This window comes from Pseudolactococcus hodotermopsidis (genome assembly GCF_011170085.1).
Lineage (GTDB): Bacteria > Bacillota > Bacilli > Lactobacillales > Streptococcaceae > Pseudolactococcus > Pseudolactococcus hodotermopsidis.
Genome location: NZ_BLLI01000038.1, coordinates 1 through 22,750, shown reverse-complemented (window position 1 = coordinate 22,750; position 22,750 = coordinate 1). Strand labels below are relative to the sequence as shown.

22 protein-coding genes and 1 other annotated feature are annotated in these 22,750 nt (G+C 39.9%); of the genes, 4 read left to right on the top strand and 18 right to left on the bottom strand.

What is annotated here, in order from left to right; genetic code table 11:
- Positions 1–381 precede the first annotated feature (381 nt).
- The 6 genes from Hs30E_RS11190 to yfmF all read right to left on the bottom strand — a co-directional run bounded on the left by Hs30E_RS11190 (position 382) and on the right by yfmF (position 5,310).
- A complete protein-coding gene (locus Hs30E_RS11190; RefSeq protein WP_228462013.1) occupies positions 382–807 on the bottom strand; it encodes a Fic family protein in 426 nt (141 codons plus the stop codon).
- Between the two features lie 47 nt (positions 808–854).
- Positions 855–1,169, bottom strand: a complete 315-nt coding sequence (locus tag Hs30E_RS11185) for a Fic family protein (protein WP_228462012.1) — start codon at positions 1,167–1,169, stop codon at positions 855–857.
- A gap of 58 nt (positions 1,170–1,227) precedes the next feature.
- On the bottom strand, positions 1,228–1,773 hold the full coding sequence (gene pgsA, locus Hs30E_RS06840) for a CDP-diacylglycerol--glycerol-3-phosphate 3-phosphatidyltransferase (RefSeq protein WP_172209081.1): 546 nt from the start codon (positions 1,771–1,773) through the stop codon (positions 1,228–1,230).
- Between the two features lie 17 nt (positions 1,774–1,790).
- Complete coding sequence (locus Hs30E_RS06835) at positions 1,791–2,687, bottom strand: helix-turn-helix domain-containing protein (RefSeq protein ID WP_172209078.1); 897 nt, start codon at positions 2,685–2,687, stop codon at positions 1,791–1,793.
- Between the two features lie 96 nt (positions 2,688–2,783).
- Positions 2,784–4,067: an EF-P 5-aminopentanol modification-associated protein YfmH gene (gene yfmH, locus Hs30E_RS06830; RefSeq protein ID WP_172209077.1), complete on the bottom strand. Its 1,284-nt coding sequence runs from the start codon at positions 4,065–4,067 to the stop codon at positions 2,784–2,786.
- On the bottom strand, positions 4,057–5,310 hold the full coding sequence (yfmF, locus tag Hs30E_RS06825) for an EF-P 5-aminopentanol modification-associated protein YfmF (protein WP_172209076.1): 1,254 nt from the start codon (positions 5,308–5,310) through the stop codon (positions 4,057–4,059). The genes yfmH and yfmF overlap by 11 nt, the downstream gene beginning before the upstream one ends.
- Before the next feature lie 144 nt (positions 5,311–5,454).
- Between yfmF and yaaA the strand changes: the two genes are divergently transcribed.
- Together yaaA and recF are read left to right on the top strand one after the other, a co-directional pair.
- Positions 5,455–5,853: a S4 domain-containing protein YaaA gene (yaaA, locus tag Hs30E_RS06820; RefSeq protein WP_172209074.1), complete on the top strand. Its 399-nt coding sequence runs from the start codon at positions 5,455–5,457 to the stop codon at positions 5,851–5,853.
- Complete coding sequence (recF, locus tag Hs30E_RS06815; protein ID WP_172209072.1) at positions 5,850–6,932, top strand: DNA replication/repair protein RecF; 1,083 nt, start codon at positions 5,850–5,852, stop codon at positions 6,930–6,932. Before yaaA ends, recF begins: the two co-directional genes overlap by 4 nt.
- Positions 6,933–7,078: 146 nt before the next feature.
- Here the strand turns inward: recF and Hs30E_RS06810 are convergent, their stop codons facing one another.
- A complete protein-coding gene (locus Hs30E_RS06810) occupies positions 7,079–9,532 on the bottom strand; it encodes a transglycosylase domain-containing protein (RefSeq protein WP_172209070.1) in 2,454 nt (817 codons plus the stop codon).
- Between the two features lie 68 nt (positions 9,533–9,600).
- Here Hs30E_RS06810 and tyrS point away from each other — a divergent pair, with 68 nt between their 5' ends.
- A complete protein-coding gene (gene tyrS / locus Hs30E_RS06805) occupies positions 9,601–10,854 on the top strand; it encodes a tyrosine--tRNA ligase (RefSeq protein ID WP_172209080.1) in 1,254 nt (417 codons plus the stop codon).
- A gap of 24 nt (positions 10,855–10,878) precedes the next feature.
- On the opposite strand, the gene Hs30E_RS06800 is transcribed toward tyrS, so the two are convergent.
- The 6 genes from Hs30E_RS06800 to Hs30E_RS06775 form a co-directional block, all read right to left on the bottom strand.
- Entirely contained in the window at positions 10,879–12,288 is a 1,410-nt protein-coding gene (locus tag Hs30E_RS06800; RefSeq protein ID WP_172209069.1) for an MFS transporter, read from the bottom strand.
- Between the two features lie 25 nt (positions 12,289–12,313).
- Complete coding sequence (locus tag Hs30E_RS06795; RefSeq protein WP_172209067.1) at positions 12,314–12,652, bottom strand: hypothetical protein; 339 nt, start codon at positions 12,650–12,652, stop codon at positions 12,314–12,316.
- Between the two features lie 156 nt (positions 12,653–12,808).
- Positions 12,809–14,032 (bottom strand): tRNA uracil 4-sulfurtransferase ThiI, encoded by a 1,224-nt coding sequence (thiI, locus tag Hs30E_RS06790; protein ID WP_172209065.1) that lies wholly within the window; start codon positions 14,030–14,032, stop codon positions 12,809–12,811.
- A 10-nt stretch (positions 14,033–14,042) separates the two neighbouring features.
- On the bottom strand, positions 14,043–15,185 hold the full coding sequence (locus Hs30E_RS06785; RefSeq protein ID WP_172209079.1) for a cysteine desulfurase family protein: 1,143 nt from the start codon (positions 15,183–15,185) through the stop codon (positions 14,043–14,045).
- Positions 15,186–15,281: 96 nt separating this feature from the next.
- Positions 15,282–17,330: a cation:proton antiporter gene (locus tag Hs30E_RS06780; protein WP_172209063.1), complete on the bottom strand. Its 2,049-nt coding sequence runs from the start codon at positions 17,328–17,330 to the stop codon at positions 15,282–15,284.
- Positions 17,331–17,390: 60 nt separating this feature from the next.
- Positions 17,391–17,693 carry a hypothetical protein gene (locus Hs30E_RS06775; protein ID WP_172209062.1) on the bottom strand — a complete coding sequence of 101 codons (303 nt, stop codon included), beginning with the start codon at positions 17,691–17,693 and terminating at the stop codon, positions 17,391–17,393.
- 213 nt (positions 17,694–17,906) lie between these two features.
- Between Hs30E_RS06775 and Hs30E_RS06770 the strand changes: the two genes are divergently transcribed.
- Complete coding sequence (locus Hs30E_RS06770; protein ID WP_172209061.1) at positions 17,907–18,341, top strand: universal stress protein; 435 nt, start codon at positions 17,907–17,909, stop codon at positions 18,339–18,341.
- A 51-nt stretch (positions 18,342–18,392) separates the two neighbouring features.
- Here the strand turns inward: Hs30E_RS06770 and Hs30E_RS06765 are convergent, their stop codons facing one another.
- From Hs30E_RS06765 to rplU, 5 genes are all read right to left on the bottom strand, one after another.
- Complete coding sequence (locus tag Hs30E_RS06765) at positions 18,393–19,838, bottom strand: discoidin domain-containing protein (protein WP_172209060.1); 1,446 nt, start codon at positions 19,836–19,838, stop codon at positions 18,393–18,395.
- Positions 19,839–19,881: 43 nt separating this feature from the next.
- The gene (gene pepT / locus Hs30E_RS06760; RefSeq protein WP_172209059.1) at positions 19,882–21,114 is read right to left on the bottom strand and encodes a peptidase T; all 1,233 of its coding nucleotides are present in this window, start codon (positions 21,112–21,114) and stop codon (positions 19,882–19,884) included.
- Positions 21,115–21,241: 127 nt separating this feature from the next.
- Positions 21,242–21,532, bottom strand: a complete 291-nt coding sequence (gene rpmA, locus Hs30E_RS06755; protein ID WP_172209058.1) for a 50S ribosomal protein L27 — start codon at positions 21,530–21,532, stop codon at positions 21,242–21,244.
- A 248-nt stretch (positions 21,533–21,780) separates the two neighbouring features.
- On the bottom strand, positions 21,781–22,113 hold the full coding sequence (locus Hs30E_RS06750; protein ID WP_172209057.1) for a ribosomal-processing cysteine protease Prp: 333 nt from the start codon (positions 22,111–22,113) through the stop codon (positions 21,781–21,783).
- 18 nt (positions 22,114–22,131) lie between these two features.
- Entirely contained in the window at positions 22,132–22,443 is a 312-nt protein-coding gene (rplU, locus tag Hs30E_RS06745; RefSeq protein WP_172209056.1) for a 50S ribosomal protein L21, read from the bottom strand.
- Positions 22,444–22,465: 22 nt separating this feature from the next.
- Positions 22,466–22,543 (bottom strand) — a sequence feature (ribosomal protein L21 leader region).
- Between the last annotated feature and the right edge of the window lie 207 nt (positions 22,544–22,750).

Here is a 22,750-nt window from a genome sequence, read left to right as displayed (position 1 = left end):
TAGATTCAAAGGTTGGACGTTTAACGCCAACTAGACGTTTAAAATGACTATCGCTGAGTTTCGTGAGGGATTCATAGTTCATGACTATAGTATAACAAATTTTTTTATTTTTGGGAGAAGTCTATTGAAAAATTCATACACAGCATCACAAAAGTCCCAAACATGGTAGTGTTTGAGACTCTTGTTGTCATTATTTAGCAAAAACAGCGTGTGGGTTGGCATGCTAATGGTCATTGTTATGCTTATTCAACCGATAAGCAAATATGGTTCGATATGGTTCGACAAGAAGCCGACCATCATTAAACATTTTTACCCAAGAATGTTCTGATAGAATTTACCCCCAATTTTTGATTCAACCATTCTCATCATCAACTCCTTGCACTATTTTTTACCAAAATTGGCGATGTTCGATTCATTCAACGCCAAAATAGCAATTCTTGATTCAAGTTCTGCCTCAACATATTTTTTAACAAGATCGATAAAGCTTTCAGGATTATCTTGACGTTGTGAATCTGCTAGTGCCACCATGTATTCCTTTCTTGAATCAGGGTCAGGCTGAATATTGACAATAGGAAAGCCATTTCTGACCAAGGCAAAAGACATCAAAAGGCGAGCTGTTCGACCATTACCATCCGCAAAAGGATGAATGCTGACAAATTTAAGATGAAGTAGCGCCGCATATTCAACAGGATGTAGCGTTTTAGCAATTTCATCAAGCCAATAAATTAAATTCCCCATTTCTTGACGAATGTAAATCGGATCAGTATATTTTATACCTGAAACTAGGTAAGGATAGGCTTTCGCCAAACGATAGACACCCGCAAAATCAATATTATCAACACTTTTAATCGTGACTAACTGTTGAGCTTCTGAATCAGTTCCACTGATAACTCCTGCTCGCCATTAGCCAACTCTTCCATAAAATTATAAGCAACACCCAAATCAAGCGTTTCAAGAATATCTTTTACAGGATTACCATTAGCAGTCAGTCCAACTTCCAAAATAGAGGCTGTTTCATACTTGGTCAGACTATTGCCCTCTAAAGCATTTGAAGACCAGACGTGTTCAATTCTCTTTTCTTGCTCAATTTGTGCGACTTGGGCTTTAGTCAATGGACGATAATCATTCAGTTGATTTTTTAAAACATCAATCTTGCTAAATTTAGACATCTTTTTCTCCTAATTCTTCCAAAATCAACAATCTTTGACCATCAACGAACAACGCCTTTCAATCCGCATCCTTAAAAACAAATAGACTTTTAGAAAAATAATCATAACCCGAATAAATCGTCGCAAGTAAGCAAATATAAAGAAAAATCGTGCCAACCAAATTCAATCCTAGCAACAAGAAAATAATCGCTAACATTTGCGTAAAAGTTTTGATTTTCCCTGGCATCGCTGCCGCCATGACGACACCGCCTTGTTCAACCAAGAGTAGGCGCAAACCAGTTACCGCAAGCTCACGACAGATAATCACAGCGATTACCCAAGCTGGTGCGAGTTTCAAAGATATAAGCATGATAAAAGCTGACATAACCAACATTTTATCCGCCAAAGGATCGGCAAATTTCCCGAAATTTGAGACAATTTGCCATTTGCGTGCCAAGTAGCCGTCCAAATAGTCTGTCGCCGAAGCAATCGCAAACAAAATCGCCGCCACAATCTGCCAAGTTTGCGATTTGCCCCCTAATGCCAATATCAGCAGAAAAATCGGAATCGCATAAATTCGCGCAATCGTCAGATTATTAGGAATATTTTCCTTTGTTAATTTCATCATATTTAGATTTATCTCTATTCTTCCATATTGTCTTCGTTATTGATTGTTAAATCTTCTATATTAATTGTCAAAGTTGACGGACTAGCAGGGTCAAGGATACTTGATAAATCCACTGTGGCATCTCCGATTTTGAGAGTCAGATCTGTGGTTTTACCGAACATCAACGTCATCTCTGTTCCTAGCATCGTTAGTGTTATTGGGTTCTCTTCTGTCAGGGTCACTTGCCCATCCACCAAATCAGTATCAGTAATACCAATCCAAATTTCTGCTCCTTCTACCGTACTGAGCGTTACTATTGCTGGGTTTTCAGTATTTTTTACCGTTGCTAGCAAGTCTTGACCATCACCTGTAATCGTTACCTCGGTTTTAGGTGCGGGCGGTGTCTCAGAAGCTGTACTCGGCACTACTGGCTCCTTGCTCTTACTCGCTTCAGATGATTTTTTTGACTCAGTTGACAGATTATAAGGCGTATTTGTAATCTTGTCTTTTTCAGGTCTATTCAAATAAACAGCCGTGAAAATGCCCGCAACAATCGCAAATGCGGCGATGCCAAGCAGAACAATCGGCAGATAATAGCGCCAAGTTTTCGTTAAGTTTTCTTCCTCAACAACACGCTCTGATGGCTTAACAAAGCGATAATTTTCCGCAAAATCCGTAGGTTCTTCTACTTCAATTCTCTCGTTCTTTTCATAAGCCGAAATCAGCTTATCAGAATCAAGCTGCAAGCGAACAGCATATTGTTTGAGGTAGGCCTTGACATAAAATTCCCCAGGCAATGCCTCATAATCATCGTGCTCCAAGGCAACAATGTATATTTTCTGAATTTGCGATAGATTTTCCGCTTCATTTAGCGTCATATCTAGCTTGGCGCGCTTATCACGCAAGACTTGCCCAACTGTTTTTTGTGCCACGAGCATTCCCCTCTCATCTTTTAAAATTTGCTCAACTAATTAAAAATCTGCTTATCATTTTAAATCGTTGCTTGCATATTATTTATCTCGTCATTATTATTTCGGATTCATTACAAAATCGCTTGACTTCATATCATTGACAAACTTATCCGCATGTTTTTCAATTTTTTCCAGTGTCAAACAAGCTAGAATACTTGGAAAATCAAAGAAAGTCACACCTTCAAAGAGATTTGATGAGAACTGATTGGCGATAAACTCAAGGGAATTGAGCGATTTATAATAATCGCCCAACATTTCCTTTTTGAGCATCGTCAAATGTTCCAAATTGAAGTCTCTCTCTATTTTATAACTTTTTAGCGTATCACGCAAAATTTTAGCGAGTTTTATTGGATAAATTGTGTCTGAAGTAAAACTTGCAAAATGATATTGCGAGCCAACCTCAAAATCAAAGCCAAATGAATCATCAATCAAGCCTTGATTATACAAGTTTTCATAACGCGAACTGGTATTGCCAAAAATCATCGTCAACATCAACTGAACAGCAACTTTGTACTCAAAACGTTTCAAACCGTCAGAGGATAGCTTGTCGTAGCCCCGAAAACCGAGCGCAAGTTTTGGAATCGTGACATCAAAAGATAATTTATTCGAGACAATCGGGTCAGCAGCGCTAAATGGTGCCTTTTTAATTTTACTAATCGCCTCAAATGTTTTCTCAGCTTGGTTTTTAGTGACCAAATCCGACATTTTCTCAACTTCAAACGCGCCTGTCAAAAAGAGTGTCATATTTGACGGATGATAAAAAGTTTGATAATTTTCGTACAAATCACTTGCCGTAATTTGCCGAATACTGCGAGGTGTACCCGCAATATCTGAAGCCAATTGCGATTTGGGATAAAGATTTTGCAAAAGACCAAAGAACAAGCGGAAATCGGCATAATCTTGATACATCTGAATTTCCTGTGTGATAATGCCTTGCTCTTTTTCAACAGATTCTTGTGTAAAATAAGGTTCTTGTACAAAATCAAGCAGAAGTTCAACATTTTCAGCAATATTTTCCATGGTTGAAAAAAGATAAGAGGTTCGCGAAAAACTCGTGAAAGCATTTGAGTTCGCACCTAGCGCGCCAAAGAAATTCATGGCATCACCGTCTTTTTTTTCAAAAAGTTTATGCTCTAAAAAATGAGCAATCCCCTCAGGAAAAGTCGTCATTTCCGACTTGCCACGTGGCGTAAAGGTCGTGTCTAAACTTCCAAAATTCGTCGTAAAAAGCCCGTAAGTCTTGTTATAATCAGGTTTTGGCAGATAAAAGACAGTCAAACCGTTAGAAAGGACGTCCTTGTAAAGTGTTTCGCCAACTTGTGGATATTTTTTAATCTCCAAGAACTTCTCCCTCCATAAAATATAACGATTGCAACTTTAATGTTTTAGCAACTCTAACGACATCATCTTTTGAAACAGCGTTGAGTGCCTGTACCCATTTTTCCGCCGATAAATAACGATCAGGAAACAAATCCGCGATGAAAACTTGCTCAATCAAATTAGTCGGCGAATCCTGTGCCAAAAAGTAGGAATTGCGCAACATATCCTTAGTTTGTGTGAGTTCGCTATCAGAAATATCGCCCTGAATCAATGCACGCAACTGTTCACGGATAATCGTCAGCGCTTTATGGCGATTACTCGCATCAATCCCCGCTGAAATTTTCAGAAAACCCGTAAACGTATCAAAACGTGAATTGGCATAATAAGCCAAACTTTCCTTTTCACGAACATTTGCAAAGAGCTTAGAGTGTGGAAATGCCCCCAAAATACCGTTTAGCACTTGTAAAGTCAGATAATCCTTATCGCCATAATGCACAGGATGACTGTATGCCAGCTGCAAAATCGACTGATTAATCTCTTCTTTTTCCGTTTTTTCATGAACAATATTTGAGTTGGCTTGTTCATAGAAAATTTCCGTCAAAGGCTCGCGGTCAGTGAAAGGCATTTCAGAAAAATGTTGACTTATCATAGTTTCATCAACATCACCCAAAACAAAAATATCAATGGTATCAGTCAACAGCATGCGTTTATAATAGTCAAAAACGCTCTGTCGTGTTTCGTGCTCCAACAAACCAACTGTTGAAATACTAGGTGTCGCGAGATTTTTATCTTCAAAAAATAATGCCGTCAAACGTGTTGATGCAACGTAAGATTTATCCTCATGCGTGGATGCCAAATATTGTAACAGATTTTTCTTTTCACGCGCAAATGTTTCTTCATCAAAGCCAATATCGTCAATCAAAGGCATAAAAAGTGCTTGATGTAAGAGTTCAATCGCCTCCATTACCGTATCTGTACCGATAAAAGTCGGATTGACAACACTCATTCCGATATTTAAAAAATGATTGTTCCCTTTTTTAGCCACACCTGTCGAAAAACTAGCGCCATACATATCTGACAACTTACTTTGAAACTGTTGATTAGTCGTTAAAATCGCATTTGACGTTTCCCAAAGATTGGAAATCATCACGCGCTTGGCAACATTTTTCCGAGACATTTTCGCACGAAAACGCACCAAAAATTGGACAGTCTTGAACTTCTTCTCTTTGATAATATGTAAATTTACACCGTTTTTTAATTTCATGATTTTCCTTTTAGTTGTCGACTTCTGAAAAAACGTACTAATTTTATTTCGATAAAAAACAACATTTTTCTTATCTTCAAAATCGGCAAACGCATTTCCTTTTCTCGTACCTCCTATTATACCAAAATTATGGTAAAATGAAGTATGAATAATTACACGATTTATGACGAATTTATCACACTTGGCAAACTTCTCAAAGAAACAGCCATTATCGAGACTGGTGGTGCTGCCAAGCATTTCCTTGAAAACAATGATGTTTTTTATAATGGCAACTATGAAAATCGACGTGGCAAAAAACTTTATGCAGGCGATGTGCTTGAGTTCTCAGGCTTAGGACTAAAAATTAACATTGTTGCACCGACAGCTGATGAGATTGCCGAACACCAAAAAGAACGTGATGAAGAGGCGCGTGTCAAAGCCATTGTCAAAAAAATGAACGCTGACAACAAAAAAACGGAAAACCGCCAAAAATCAGCCACCAACAATAAAGAGCAGTATTTCAAACGCAAAACAAGCAAACCAAAATTCCCAGGATCAAAATGATTATTTCTGAGCTACATCTGAAAAATTTCCGAAATTATACCGATTTATCGCTCAATTTCCACCCAAATCTCAATATTTTTGTCGGTCAAAATGCGCAAGGCAAGACCAATGTTGCCGAAAGTATTTATTTTTTGGCGTTGACACGGAGCCACCGCACGCATGCTGATCGTGAATTGATTGCTTGGGATAGCAAGGAAATGACGGTTGCAGGTACCATTATCAAAAAAAATACGACTGTACCGCTGGAAATTCTCCTAAACACCAAGGGACGTATCGTAAAAGCCAATCATCTCAAGGAAAAACGGCTGGCTGACTATATCGGCAATCTCAACGTGATTATGTTTGCGCCCGAAGATTTGGCGATTATAAAAGGCGCCCCAAGTGTTCGCAGACGTTTTATTGATATGGAAATCGGGCAGATTCGCCCTGTTTATCTTTATGATTTGATGCGTTATCATAAAACGTTAAAAGAGCGCAATGCTTATCTGAAATTCGACAAGACAAAACTTGATGCCAATTTTTTGGATGTTTTGGACGAGCAACTTGTTGAATACGGCGAGAAAGTGATAAGTCATCGGCAAGGTTTCATTGATAATCTGACGAAAATTTCGACTGATTTACATGATAAACTCAGTCAAGGAAAGGAAAAGCTCGATATTATCTATGCTTGTAATGTTAAGCAAGACTTCGCTGCTGAACTAAAATCTGCTCGTCAAAAAGATTTATTTCGGATGCAAACATCTGTCGGGCCACACCGTGACGATTTGCAGTTTTTGCTCAATAATATTGACGTGTCAAATTTTGGGTCGCAAGGTCAGCAACGAACGACGGCACTTTCGGTCAAACTCGCTGAAATCGACTTGATTTTTCAAGAAACGGGCGACTATCCTGTTCTCTTACTAGACGATGTCATGAGTGAGTTGGACAATCAACGTCAGCTTGATCTGCTGTCGCTTGTGATTGGTAAAACACAGACTTTTATTACAACAACAACGCTTGACCACTTGCAAAATTTGCCTGATAAAATGGCGGTTTTTGAAGTTAAAAGTGGGGAAATTTTAGAGAAAAACCGCGATTGACCAGTCATCCGCGTTTTTTCTAATTCAATAAAAAAGAGTGATACAAGTGAATGATCTGATTATGCTAATTTATATAAACATTCAATTTTAATAAAAAACAACGCATCAAATACGTTGCTCAATCTGAAACACTCATGCGCCTTTTATCAATTTACTTTCTTCTCACTTGATGGTAGCGGGGTGTAGTTAGGAACTGGTGTCGGCACTTCTAGTGTACTCTTACCAAGAATCTGCGCCCAAGCGTTGACATAATCATTGTCACTACCACCAATCGCAAATTTATATTGCGTTGTTGGTGCGCCTGTTTTTGCCCAAAGGCTTGTCGTTGTCTCACCAGAAATTGTGAAATTTTTATAATTGCCACCTGAAAATGACCCCGGCTTTTCACCCGTTGCTTTCAAAACCGTTGACTTGATAACAGAAGCATCCATTTCAAATTTTTGCTCAACGCCAAAGACAGCTGGATTGGCTTGATAGATTGCATTGGCAAGTTGCGCCATATACTGTGAATTATTGTCATAGCCCATCATTGAGGACATTGACGTGTTACTATCGTGACCGACCCAACCACCTAGGGTAACAGCGGGCGTACCAAGCATGAGCCAAATATCAACAAAATCATTTGAAGTACCTGTTTTTCCGACCCAATCAGCAGCCGCAAGCGTTGGATTGATAGTTGAAAGTTGACCGTAGAAAGTCGTTGTCTTTTGAGACTTAATTGGTCCTTTTAGTAACTCCGCCATAATTGATGAGGTTGCTTTTGAGTAAATCTGTACCTCTTTATTTTCGTGCTGATAAATTTCCTTACCATTGCCGTCCTTAATACTGGCAATGGTGTGGTACTGCACATATTTTCCACCATTAAGCAAAGTTTGATAACCATTGGTATGCTGTACAACCGTCGGTTCAATACCGCCGCCAAGCGGTAGCGACTCAATCTCATAGCTCGAAATCTTGTAGTTCATCTTGCTCATATAAGGCTTAACTGAGTTACCTTTTTGAAGAATCGTCTGATAAGTCCAATAAGCTGGAATATTCCAAGATGTATCAAGCGCATCTTGCAAAGTCATCATCTCTTGTGTGCCGTCAGATGTATCGTGCATAATCGGCTTACCGTCCGCAAACTTCGTCGGATAATTCGACAAGCGACTGGCACTCCCCAGCAAACCAAGGTCGATAGCTGGCCCATAAGCTATAATCGGCTTGATTGACGATCCTGGGTTACGGTGCGTGTCAAACGCGTGATTATTTTGGTTGGTATTGTAGTCCAAACCACCAATAAAGCCAAGAACAGCACCTGTTTTATTATCCATGAGAACATTACCAGGTTGAACCTCGCCCGTCCCGTCTTGCAAAAGATACCCATAATCTCGAACAGCGACCTGCATCGCACTGTAAATCTCTTGGTCAATGGTCGAAGTAATCGTATAACCGCCTTGTTGCAAATCTTGCTCAGCCATATCACGATAGTGTTCTTGAACCGCATCATTGCCTTGATCAGTCTCTGACACCTTATCAACCTTTATCAAATAATCATAAATTTTATCAACCGCCTCATCATAAACGACCTGATAAAGATAGTCACGATTTCCCACCGTTTCAACCGATTCTGGCGCAATAAATTCCGTTGAGATGTCATAATTCACATATTCTTCATATTCTTTTTGAGAAATGTAGCCGTTTCGATACAAGTTATACAGCACGTTTTTTTGTCTTGCAATACCATATTCCAGATTTTCCTTAGATTTGAGATTACCGTCCGCACCATAAGGTGTATAAACAATCGGACTTTGTGGCAAGCCAGCGATAAATGCCGCCTCAGGAATCGTCAGCTCTTTAGCTGTTGTCCCAAAAATACCTTGGGCAGCAGCCTCAACACCCGCAATATTTTGTCCCTTATTATTGCGGCCAAAAGGCGAGATATTAAGATAATCGGTCAAAATCTTATCTTTTGATACCTGTTTTTCAAGCTCAAGCGCATAAACCATTTCCGTTGCCTTCCGCTTGAACGTTGGCGAATCTCCAAGAATCTGCTGTTTAATCAGCTGTTGCGTTATCGTTGAACCACCAGAAGTCGCACCGCCCATAGACTCACCTAAAAGCGCTCTAAAAAACGCTTTCGGCACAACACCATGATGACTTTCAAAATTCTCATCTTCCGTGGCAATCAAAGCATTTTTGATATTAGGCGATATATCGTCACTAGAAATTTTTTTGCGAACCAAATCACTGGAAATCTCAGAAATCTTCTGACCATTGCTGTAAGTCATCGACGAAACTTCAGGAATCGTATTAATTTTATCGGTCAAAAAAGTTTTCGAGGGTAGCTTAACATCAGAAATCAGACTCACTAAATAACCTGTCCCCGTTGCCACGCCAAACACGCCTACCAAGAGAACAATCACTCCCGCTACGACCCCAAGACCTCGAACAACAATAAAGCTAGTCTGTAAAATTGTTTTTCCGTCAGTTTGCTTAATGCCCTTATCTGGATTTTTTTTATCTTCTTTTTGTTTTACTTTTTCAAGTCGCTTTGTTTTTTTATCAGCAAGTTGCTGTTTTAAACGCTTGCGTTCTTCTTCAGAAAATTCTTTAGCCATATGTTAATTATACCAAAAATTTGGTATAATAGAACTAATTTATAAAAAATTGAGGACTAGAAATGACGATGAAGATTTTTGATGAACTAAAAGAACGCGGTCTGATTTTTCAGACAACTGACGAAACAGCTTTGCGAGCAGCGCTTGACAAGGGTTCTGTCTCATTTTATACAGGCTACGATCCGACGGCTGATAGTCTCCATTTGGGACATTTAGTGCCGATTCTCAACATGCGTCGCCTCCAATTAGCTGGTCACAAACCAGTTGCCCTCGTTGGTGGTGCGACTGGGATGATTGGTGACCCGAGTTTCAAGGACAGCGAACGCTCGCTTCAAACGACTGAAACCGTTGCCGAGTGGTCAAATTCAATCAAGGCGCAACTATCGCGTTTCCTTGATTTTAATGGTGAAAATTCAGCGATTGTTGTCAATAATTACGACTGGTTTGCTGAGATGAATGTCCTCGAATTTCTACGTGATGTTGGCAAACATTTTACGATTAACTACATGATGAGCAAGGAATCGGTCAAAAAACGCATTGAGACTGGCATTTCTTATACTGAGTTTGCTTATCAAATCTTGCAAGGCTACGATTTTTACGAGCTAAACGAGCGCTATGGTGTTAGTCTCCAAGTCGGTGGCTCTGATCAATGGGGCAATATGGTTGCTGGAACTGATTTGATTCGTAAAAAATCGGGCAACGACACACACGTCATCACTGTCCCACTGATTACCGACTCAACTGGTAAAAAATTCGGTAAATCTGAAGGGAATGCCGTTTGGCTTGACGCGGATAAAACCTCGCCTTACGAGTTTTACCAATTCTGGCTCAATATTGCGGATGCCGATGCCGTCAAATTCATGAAGATTTTCACATTCTTAACACTTGATGAGATTGATGAGATTGCCAAAGCCTTTGAAAGCGCACCGCATGAACGTTTAGCCCAAAAAACATTGGCAAAAGAAGTCGTGACATTGGTTCACGGTGCAACTGCTTATGCGCAAGCCGTGAACATTTCTGAGCAACTTTTCGCTGGCAATATCAAGGAATTATCAGTCAAAGACATCAAAGCAGGACTTTCTGACGTGCCAAACTTTACTGTTGCCGCTGATTTTGACGGTAATTTGGTCAATCTTTTGGTAGATGCCAAGATTTCACCAAGTCGCCGTCAAGCGCGCGAGGACATCACAAATGGTGCGATTTATATCAATGGTGACCGTCAGACTGAGCTTGACTATATTTTAAATGCAAGTGATAAACTTGAAAACGAACTGACCGTCATTCGTCGTGGCAAGAAAAAATACACGATTATCAATTACTAATTAAAAAAAATCTGCTCCTTGTCATCAAGCAGATTTTTTTCGTGTCAACAAACGATACCCTGACATCAGCCATGCCACAATAACCAAGGCAAATGCGACATAAAACGCCACGTGCATGCCATTTAAAAAGACTTCTGGTCGTGATTTAACATAACCTGACACGCGGTGTCCCATTTGACTTGACATGGAGACAAACAAGACAGTTGTGGCAAATGTTGTGCCAAGCACAAAGCCAAGATTTCTCCCCAAAGCATTGACCGAACCTGCAATTCCTAAAAATCGGTTCTCAACAGTTGACATAACAAGTGCATTATTTGGACTTTGAAAGAAACCAACACTTGCACCATGTGCAAAGAGAAAGACCATGACCAATATTAGAGCAGTCGTACCACCAATTATCAGATAACCAAACTGGACAACAAGCACACCCGAAATACCAAGAAATGTGATAATTTCCTTGTCAAACTTGTCCGATAAGACACCCGAAATTGGACTAAAGATAAACATACCCACAGGATAAGCCATCATCACTATGCCCGCAAAGCCCGCCGCACAAGCGCGGAAATTTTGCAGATAAAAAGGCATGAGAATATTAACAAAACTGCCCGCCGTGAACATGGTCATGCTAGTTATCACGCTAATCGTAAAGAGCTTGCTCTTGAAAATACCGAGATTGAGTAAAGGTTTTTCGACTGTTTTTTCAGTGTGAATAAACCAAACCAAAAGTCCAATCATCGCAAGAAAACTCAAAATAACTGGCACCGTGGTAAAACCTTGCGCCTGGCCCAAGCTAACTGCAACAAAAAAAGTAACAACTGTCAAAAACATCTGCGTTGCACCAAGCAAGTCCGCATCCTTGATTGTCCCTGCGCCCTCATCCTTAGGCAATGCCTTGCGCCCAATCAGATAAGCTACCACGCCAAGCGGGACATTAATCCAAAAAATATAAGACCAGCTGGCAATTTGTAAAATAAAACCACCAATGGCAGGTCCCGCAATTGAGCCAAGACTGACAAACATTGACATGATACTCATAGCACGCGCCCGAATTTTTGGCTCAAAGAGCTGACTGGTAATGCCAAAGCTGTTAGACATGGTCATGGATGCGCCAATCGCTTGGATAATCCGCGCAAATAGTAAGAAATACAAACCAAGATTAATCCCCGCAAGAAGCGAACCAAAGGTAAAAAGTAAACTACCATAACTAAAAATCTTGGTCTTACCAATCAAATCGCCCAGCCGACCAAACAGCAAAATCAAGCCCGAAATCACAACCAAATAAATGGTCACAGACCATGTGACTTGCCCCATATCAAGGTGCATTTCCCGCGCCATACTAGGCAGCGCAATATTGACGATAGAACCGTCAAGGGTTGACATAAATGTGAAAATCCCGAGGGCTAATAATCCTGGGAATTTTTCTTTTGTGAACATATTTCCTCCTGTTTACTTACTTTTCTTAATTAGACAAAACTTTATAAATCTCACGCAAGGTATCATAAACCCAGTTTATCAAGTCAATATCATTATCGGATAAAATTTCAACTTCCCCAAAAGGGGGCTTACTCCCATGAAATAAATTACATATGTTTTGATATATAACGTTGAATAAATCATCTGTTGAATCCTTAGAGCGATTAAATTTAGACATTTTGCCTTTATCATTCGGGTATTTCATATTAAATACACCGTCTCCATTTTTACCAATATCAAACTTCAATTTCTCAAATGAATCTAAAAATTTCTCTTTTGCAGTAGCGAATTTTTCCTTAACTTTATCTTCCTTTGCTAATTCCAAAAAGAGTCTCTATCTAATATATCATAACGAGAGTTATAATAATTATTAACCACCATCCAAAGAAAGATAAATTTCAAAACTTTTTCATATTTTGAAACGGCTGACAGGCTCAACTTTTCATACCAAGAATCAATATTACTTATTGCCATAACACCCTCACAACAACTCCAAAATCGCACTATCCACCGCATCAACTTGTGCGCCACCAGAAATCTGACTAATCATCATCCCGTCAACCGCCCGTTTAACGAGCGTATCAATCGCCATCCGAGCCTCAAATTTCTCAGCATTTTCAAGTTTAGGATTGGTCTTGGGTTGCGGTGGTGCAAAAATAGTACAGCAATCTTCAAAAGGTTGAATCGAGATGTTAAAGGTGTCAATCTTCTCAGCCAACTCAATAATTTCCAGCTTATCCATGGTTACCACGGGACGAATCACAGGCGTTGTCGTCACAGCATTTATCGCCACCATTGACCCCAAAGTCTGACTGGCAACTTGCCCGAGACTCTCGCCGTTGATGATAATCTGCGCATTGCGCCGCGCCCGAATCTCATCAACAACGCGCATCATAAACCGCCGTGTAATCGTCATCAGATAAGGCATGGGGACTTTTTCCTTGATTTCTTCTTGAATCTCGGTAAATGGCACCTCAATAAACTGAATATCGCCACCAAAAACAGTCAGCTTGCCCGCCAAATCCTTAGCTTTTTGGAGCGCACCAGGACTGGTATAAGGCGGACTAGCAAAATGCACCGCCTCAATTTCAACGCCACGTTTGAGCGACAGATAACCCGCAACAGGCGAGTCAATCCCACCAGACAGCATTAGCATCCCCTTACCAGCCGTCCCAACAGGCAAACCGCCCGCACCCTTAATCGTCTCATAGCTCAGATAAGCCGCATCGGGACGAATCTCCACGCGCAAGTCAAGATCAGGCTTTTTCATCTGCACTTTCGCATGAGAAATGGTACTAATGACGGTATGACCCAACTCACGGTTCAGCTCAGTACTATCCAGTTCAAACTCATGGTCACTACGGCGTGCGGAAATTTTGAAAGTCATCCCCTCTAGGTAAACTTTTTTCATCAAAGTCGCAACTGCGACTTCAAGCGCTGGCATATTTTTATCAACCTTTATGGCAGGCGAAAAATTCTGAATACCAAAAACCTTGACCAACTTTTCAGCCAAAGGTTCGTATGCCGCACCATTCAAAAAAATATGCGCCCGATCACGCTCAGCTTTGACCGAAATCGTCGGAAACTCAGTCAGCACCTCGCGGATATTTTTAGCCAAGCGCCCGATAAACTTCATCCGATTCTTGCCCTTAGTTGACAGCTCGCCGTAGCGAACCATGATTTCACTGTAATTTAGATTTGTCATTTAGTGTCTCTTACTTTATTTTCTGAAATTTTTCATGTAACTGTTTGAAAATGGTTAAAAACTGTTCGATTTCTGCCATGTGATTACTTTCGTCGAGAGAAATTCTTACCGCTGATGTTGCGATTTGGGGTGGCACATTCATGGCAACAAGTGTACTTGAAGCTAGACCAGCTTTAGAAGAACAAGCACTTGTCGTTGAGATATAGATGTCATGCGCCTCAAAGCCATGCACCAAAACCTCGCCCCGCACACCTTTCATGCCAAACGTGATGATATTGGGCGCAAAATTTTCCGTTTGGCTAAAAATAACGACATCCGAATAAGTCGCAAGTGCAGCAAGCAAGACCTGTTTCATTGCCAAAAGTTTTGCCGTTTTCCTATCAAAATCAGTCAATGCCAACCGCAAAGCCTTGGCAGTTGCAGCAATTCCTGCTACATTTTCAGTCGTTGAACGACGGTTGTTTTCCTGACCGCCACCCGATAACAAAGGCTGAATTTTCTTGCCAGTTTTGATGTAAATAAAGCCAACACCGCGCGGTCCGTGAAATTTATGAGCCGAAAAGGTCGCAAAATCAACACGTTCGGGCAGAAACTCAGTCAAAGGAATCTTACCAATCGCCTGTACCGCATCCACATGAAAAGAAATCGTTGGCTGATTAGCTAGCAGTTCAGCAATCTCTCGAATCGGCTGAATGGCACCAATTTCATTATTGACCGCCATGATAGAAACAAAAATCGTGTCTTTTCTGATGAGTGCCGCAAGTGCGTCAACTTTAACAAAGCCGTTCTTATCAACGGGCGCAAAGTCAACAGCAAAGCCTTGCATTTTCAGCCATTCCGCTGATTCTTTGACCGCTGGATGTTCGACAGCAGACACGATAACGTGATTGCCATAAATTTTTTTCTCAAAAGCAACACCTTTGATGACCCAATTATCGCCCTCAGTGCCACCTGAGGTAAAATAAATCTCCGCCGGCTCCTTACTAAGCAAATCAGCAATCTGTTTGCGTGATGCTTGCAACATTCTCTCGGCAACCGTACCAAGATTGTGCAAGCTTGACGGATTGCCCATGATTTTGGTCGCAACATCCGTGTAAGTTTTCAGAACTTGTGGTTCAATCACTGTTGTTGCTGAATTATCAAAGTAAATCATTTTTTCTTCTTTCACTATTACATCAATCAAATTCAAATGTTTTTGTTTTATAATCTGTCAAATATAAACGATAAAATAACTGCGAAACTCGCAGCATTATTTTGGTTTATACTCCAAAAAATCATAGAGAAGATTGGACTGATTATCATTCATCGAATAATCTTCCAAAGCGTTCACGGTTTTACGCATCGCCTTGGCTTGGCGTGCTGTCAATAACCCGTCAGCTTCATATTCAAATATTAATTTACGCTCCAAATAATAACCACGCATCATCTCATCCAAATTATTGGGGCGCAATCTCTTATTGATAAACCGATTGATAAAACCACCCACCGCAATTTGTTGCGATGTCCGCAAACGTTCTGACTGGAGATAATTTATCAGGTCAGCATCGTAGACACCCTCCAAATTTTCCAAAGATTCCATGATTAAAGCTGTATTTTTAAAATACAAATCACGAATCTCAGCCTTTGAATCACCAACCATTCTGCGGCCTTTTTTACGATTAAAATTAATGTTGATATGCAAAATCATACTCAAAACTAAACGAATCGCCCGCATGAAAATCGCAATTGCAAAAGCCAGACTTGATACAAATCGATGCACAATCGAACGTTCCAACTCCTTCAAATAAGTCTGATAAATGCGATAAGTTTTAACCGAAATATCATTATTTTTGAAAGCATTTTCAAGCCCCTCATTTTCAAGGCGCAATATCAAAAGTTGCAAAGCATTAAACTCAGCCGTCATCGTTGATGACTCTTGACCGATAATCAGTTTTTGAATCCGTGCTTGATAGGTATCAATCGTTGTAATATAACCTAAATTATTCCTTGTTTTTTTCGCCTCATTTTCCAACTCCGAAACAACACTGGTCAAAATCGCAATTTTCGCGATATTGTCCACACGCTCCTCCTTTTTCGGTGCAACAATTGGCAAAACTAAAATGCCTGTCAAAAAACTCACAACTGTTACAGAAGCAGTCAAAAAGATAATCAGCGAATATTTCTCAGCAATCTCATCTGGCAAAAGCATAATCGTCGCAATTGACACTGTTCCCTTGACACCTGAAAAAGTCAAAAGTAAAATATCATCCATATAACGGCTGAATTTTTGACCACGCTTTTTGGCAACAAAACCATAATAAACGCTAAGCATAATATATCGAACAATGAACAAAGTCGCAGCCAACACCAAAACTGTAATCAGCAAGCGAACATTATCATAGTAAGCATTTTGAATAATCGGTGTCGCAATTTGTTGCAACTCAATCCCAAGAAACAAAAAGACAATCGAGTTCAGGATAAAAGTGACCGTCCCCCAAACTGTTTCGGTAACCTTTTCAACTTGCGCATCAAATAAAGTGATTTTCTTGAAACCACTTGCCTGCATAACCCCTGCAACAACAACTGCGATAATGCCTGAAACATGCAGTTCTTCTGCCAAAAAGAAGGCAAGCAAAGGTAAGATAATCTCAAGCATCAGATAACCTGTCACATCTTGTGCCGCAACATCTTCCATCAGCGTCAAGACCAGACGTGTCATCCAAGCAACAGCAAAACCAACTAAAGCACCACCGACAGCTGACATCATCAGACTGCTTAAGGCATTGCCTAAAGAAAACTTGCCCGTCGTCAAGGCCAAAATCGCAAACTGAAAGGCAATGATACCCGACGCATCGTTGAATAGTCCCTCGCCTTTAAGAACCGACATAATCCGCTTTGGAAACTCGAAACGCTCAGATAAAGAGGCAACCGCAACCGCATCGGTCGGACCTAGACTAGCACCTAAGGCAAAACACGCTGTAAGTGGCACCGCTATATAAAAACTATGACCAATAAAACCAATTACCAAAGCCGTAATGAAAACAACTGGAAAAACAAGTAAACCAACCGTTCGACCATGCTTGAGAATACTTTTAACATCAGCCTCCTCGCCCTCACGAAACAAAAGCGGACCGATAATAAAGGCTAGGAAAAGCGTCGAATTGAGTCGCAACACCTCACCAGCCCCAAAAACACCTAAAATTAAACCAAAAACAACTTGAATCAACGGTAAAGGAATTTTAGGAAAAACTTTGTTGATAACATTTGAAATAACTAAGGCTGTAAAAAATATGATGACGTAAAAAACAGTATGTATCATTAAGTTTGACCTCCTTTTCATTTAATTTGCAAGGAAGTGCCTGAAAATTCAGACAAAACTCTAACCTTGCTCTTTTTCATCTAGCAACTTTTTAAACAAAGCTTTCTTTATCGCAAGTTTTTGTTCAAGTTTTTGCAAAGATTTTTTATCCAATGATGCCCGACAACGCTTGACTTCAAGCTCTGATAATTGACGACGCAAACGTGCCTTTTGATTGTCAAGGCTACGAAAACGATCCAAAAACGGCGAATGAGCCGAAATATTTTGCGCATTTAGCTCACACTTATCACCATGATTCTCCAAATACAACTCACGCATCTGCTGAATTTTTTGCTCAAACTCGTCATCAGACATCTTTTTCATTTCACATCTCCATTTGATTATATCAAAAACTTTTTAGTCGTTTAAATATGCTATAAAGGCTATTATAGCATATTCTCCTAAAAATTTCCTCTTTCTCCAAGTTTTCCTTTTACTTTTTCATCAAATGAGACTATAATAAAAGTAGAGGGGGAGTTTGTTTAGTAAAAAAACGCTCTAAAAATGAATAGTTGTCACTAAAAGGAGGACAAAACGATGATTCAAGAATATAAGAAAATAATGGTTGGGATTGACGGTTCAGTCGAGTCTGCCAACGCTTTTGACAAGGCTGTTGCCGTTGCACTTCGTAATGATGCTGAGCTATTGCTTGTCAATGTCATTGACTTGCGCGCTTTCCAAAGCATTTCAAACTACGACACTTTGGTTGCTGAAGACACCAAAAAAGGCGCTGAAAATCTTGTGTCTGACTTCGCCGATGAAGCACGCGCTGCTGGTCTTAAAAGCGTTCGTACACGTGTCGAATTTGGTTCGCCCAAAGTCATGATGGCAACGACGCTTCCTAAGGAAGAAAATATTGACTTGTTGATGATCGGTGCAACAGGGCTAAGCTACATCGAGCGCTTATTCCTCGGTTCGGTCGCCCAATATATCGCAACTCATGCCAAATGCGATGTCTTGATTGTTCGTTAATAGTTCTAAAAAATCAGAACTCAGTTTTCCTGAGTTCTGATTTTTTTTATTTTAGTAGATTTCGACTTGATTGAGATTGAAATACATACCTGTATCGCCAGTTTGTAAAACAAGTCTAACAAATTTAGCTTCAACAGCATCCGCCAATTCAAAACGGCTAACATAAACATAGCCTTGCTTATTTCTAGTTGATTCTTCGCGCATAAACTCAATATCTCGCCATTCGCCAACTACTTCATAATTTTCACCATCAAGTGATATTTCAATATTGATATTTTTGGTGCGGTCGAAAAAACCTTCGCGATGATAAAGATTAACTTTGGAAATTGTCTCAACTTCTGAAAATTCAATTGCCAGCCAAGGGTAGGGATATTCTTTACTTAAAAATCCTTGCTTATGATACTTATCTAAATCATAGTTCCCATCAACACAGTAAAATGGTAAAGCATGGCGTTGTTTATATTGATTGTGCCAAACACTTGAGGCTGAGGCATTTGCTAAAAATGCCTTATTTTTAAAATCAATCTGTCCTTCATAACACAGCCTATGTTCTTGTACATAATGCGCAAAATCAAGATTAGAATTATAAGGAGATGAGAAAACATCAAGCACCATCGCATTATAAATCTCATGACTCCGATCACAAAGCACACTCAACCTGAAAATTCGATCAAGATTTGAGCCTGGTGAATAATCATAGTTATTCATTTTCAGATTAATACCCGCATTATAATACAAACTCGAAATAACCAAATCAATTGATGAAATGGCATGAATCAAGCGTTCTCCACCCCAATTTTCTGTATCTTCAAGCACCCACATTGGTCGAAAAGCAAGTTTAGTTGTATCAACATTTTCCAGATGCCGAAGCTCCAAAAAGTCGAAATTATATTTTTTGATGACCGAACCAAAGAAAACTTCATCAGCTGGGTAGGTGTACTCATAAAGATTTTCATGCTCAGAAATCCGTTGGCGCTCAGCAAGTAAAATGTCACAAATCTCGTTTGTCGCCCCCCACATCATAACCGATGCCTTATGAATATAATCAAAATAGCCTTCGCGTCGAAAAACATCATAACGATCCAAATTATTGTCGACTTCATACTGCTCGTTAGTCACAACCTGACCACCCTTGTCAAAATAATCAGCAATCGCATCAAACGCAAGTCGCCCTTGCACCAAGGTATCACTCTCAACAATCATGTAAGCTTTCGCCTCTATCGCCTGCTTGAGCGGATGAATGGCATAATCGCCATTGCGCCAAAGTGTCGCATTTGGAACTGCAGCCACTTTGAAATCAGTAACAACACTAGATTTTGTATGTGAAATCTTGACAAACACCTCAGGTGTTGGCAAAACACCGTTCGTTTCGTCTGCCAAAATGACCACTTCCCAACGTTTCGGATCAACGCAAGATTTGAGTGTCACAAATTTCTTCTCAAACGACTTATCCCAAGCATTCGTCCGAAAAGCTACGACATATTTATCTGTTTTCATAAGTTTTATCACTTTTCCTAATTTTATATTTCAGACAGCAACCTTATTTTTCGTTCAATCTAACAATTTCAATAATGGTATCGGTTGCTTTTATCATTGTTTCTAGGCTGACAAATTCAAATCTACCGTGCATATTTTCCCCACCAGCAAAAATGTTGGGTGTCGGAATGCCCATAAATGAAATTTTAGAACCGTCAGTTCCGCCACGCACAGGCTCAATTTTAGGCAAAATACCAAGATTTTTCATCGCCTTTTCAGCAAGGTTGACAGGTGTCATATCTTTTTCAATAACTTCTGCCATGTTATAATATTGATCTTTAAGTGTTAATTTAATACGTTCTTCTCCAAAAAGCTTGTTCATATCAGCCACAACATCAGCCAAATATGTTTTCATGACCTCAAAAACACGCCGATCATGGTCACGAATGATATAATGCAATTCTGCCTCTTCAGGTGTGCCTGTCAAGTTCGTTAAATGGTAAAAACCGTCACGACCGTCAGTCAATTCAGGACGCGCCTTTTCAGGCAATCGGTCATGTAAATCAACAGCAACTTGCAAGGCGTTGATCATCTGATTTTTAGCCGTTCCAGGATGGACATTTCGACCAACAATCGTAATCGCCGCACTTGCACCATTAAAAGTCTCATATTCCAGCTCGCCAAGCGGTCCACCGTCAACAGTGTAAGCAAAATCAACATCAAAATCAGCCACATCAAAGAGATCGGCACCTGTTCCAATCTCTTCATCAGGACCAAAACCAATGCGAACCTCGCCATGTGCTATATCAGGATGTTGCAACAAATAATCAGCTGCCGACATAATTTCAGCAATGCCAGCCTTATCATCAGCGCCAAGCAAAGTTGTCCCATCCGTTGTAATCAAAGTCTGACCTAGATAATTTGCCAGATTTGGAAAATCTTTTTCGTCAAGATAAAAATCAGTCTGCCCAAGTTGAATCGGCTTACCAGTATAATTTTCAACGATTTGTGGCTTAACACCTTCGGCATTAAAATCAGCCGTATCCAAATGTGCGATAAAACCAATTTTAGGCACAATTTTATGAGTTGTCGCAGGAATTGTACCAACAACATAACCATTTGTCGGTAAATAATGGACATTTTGCACACCAATCGCCGTCATCTCAGCCGCCAGTTGCTTTGCAAATTCAACTTGTGACTGCGTTGTTGGCACTGTTTGCGACTTTTCATCAGAACGTGTATGACGTTTGACATAATCTAAAAAACGTTGCTTTAATTTTGGGTAATTATTAGTCATAATTCTATTTTAACATAAATTTTCATTAAAAAAAATTGCAATGCTAAGGTCAAAAAAATTCCTTTTTTAACGATTAGTTTCAAAAATAAAACCCCCAGAAATATTAATTTCTAGGGGTTTACGTAAATTAAGCTTTTTTAGCAACTGGATAAACAGAAACTTTTTTCCTGTTACGTCCAAGACGTTCAAAGCGTACAACGCCTTCAATTTTGGCAAAAAGCGTATCATCGCCACCACGACCAACATTTGCGCCTGGATGAATTTTTGTACCGCGTTGACGGTAAAGGATTGAACCGCCAGTCACAGTTTGTCCGTCAGCAGCTTTTGAGCCAAGACGTTTCGATTGTGAATCACGACCATTGGAAGTTGAACCACCACCTTTTTTGTGGGCGAACAACGAAAGATTCATTTTCAACATAGGGTTTTTCCTCCTTGATTTAATTAAGGGTATCACTAAAAACTACTTTTGTTCATTTTTAGATAAAATTTTCTTAGGCTAGAAAATCCGATGAAGGCTTGCTGACGCAAGTCAAGGAAGATTGACAACGACTAAGGAAATTTTAACAATTTTTTTCATGCACCGAGTAACCGCAAGTGCACATCTTTTTATTGTCTGCGATTTTATGAGCTGACAAAAATAGGCGAACCTGAGTTTTAGAGATGCCCTTAAGATACTTTGATGAAACTGCTATAAGCTACTTCTGCGGCAATGGATTTGACACCATTTTCCAGATTTTGTAGTAATATCTGAGCAATTTCTTTTTGTTTGTCGGTTAAATCTGACAAGATTTCACAATCAAGAAAACCACCTTCAACTTCGTCCACTTCAACCAACGGCTGAAAATGAGCGATTGTTTCGAGCGAATTAACTGTTGTAATCGCAAGACTTGACACACCTGCACAAACAACATCGTGTGCCACTTCGCCATTAAAGGCATGTCCTGTGATGACAAATCGTGTTATCTGATCAGCCCTCCGAGTAAACTTGATGTTAATCATCTGAAAACTAGGCGCCTATTAAGCGTTAATTTCTTTGATGACAACTTTTGTATACGGTTGACGGTGACCTTGTTTGCGATGAGAATGTTTTTTGGGTTTGTATTTGAAAGTGACAACTTTCTTTTGTTTCCCTTGCTTCTCAACTTCAGCGACAACAGTTGCACCAGCTACAAGCGGTGTCCCAATCACAGTTTTTTCGCCACCAACAAGTACAACTTCGTCAAAAGTCACAGTATCGCCCGCCTCAACGTCCAATTTTTCAACGTAGATAGCTTGACCAACCTCAACTTTGACTTGTTTCCCGCCAGTTTTTACGATTGCATAAGTCATTTGCGTGTTTCCTCCTTATTTAGATAGATGTTAGACTCGCCTTAAACGGTGACTTTTCAGTGCTTTAATTTAACCAGTTTTCGTGCGGTTGCACTTTATGAAACTCACAAAGACAACATTATCATTATACTACTTTTCAACCACTTTAGCAAGCGCGATTTGCACTTTTTCTTTCTGCGCTATCATTCGAAAGTGATAATGTCCTAAGTAGGTCGAAACATAAAATGTCCCAAATGTTAAACTAATACTTATGAAAAGGATATTACTCACTGTGAATGAATTGAAAAAGTATCGTGTTATCAAGTTA